The 416-nt window shown below is 42.1% G+C and carries 1 protein-coding gene; it reads left to right on the top strand.

Translation table 11 applies throughout. From position 1 onward, the window contains the following. Positions 1-135: 135 nt before the first annotated feature. A partial coding sequence (locus ACTHUM_RS20135) for a DUF4298 domain-containing protein (RefSeq protein ID WP_440404021.1) occupies positions 136-416 on the top strand: 281 nt, incomplete at its 3' end.

Below are 416 nucleotides of genomic sequence, written 5' to 3'. Positions count from 1 at the left end.
TCTCCTTGAAGAATAGATGTTGTAAATAAAATTCAATCGATGGAATATTGTTCCATCTTGCATAGCTGTTTCAAATTAAGAATAATATTGCACCAAGACAACCATACTCTAATTTCAAACAACGAAAGGAAAATCATGCAAAAACGTATTGACGAAATTCAAAGCAAATACCGCGAATGGTGCGAATTACTGCCGCAACTGGAAGCAGATATCGCCCGCTGGAAACATGCTGCAAGCCTTATGCAGGACATGGATGAATTCTATACCAACGAATACCAAGCATGCCATCAAGCCATTGAAGAAGGGGCAGATGTTGATTTGCGTACACAGGGCGAATACAGCATTATGAGCGAAGATGCCCTATGGAACGCACTGGGGGAATTTCATCAACTGGCTTGGGAACACCTGCGCTCAAG

The organism is Neisseria sp. P0021.S006, assembly GCF_051956895.1.
Note: the sequence above shows the minus strand (reverse complement) of the source record. Positions and strands in the feature narration are given on the sequence as shown.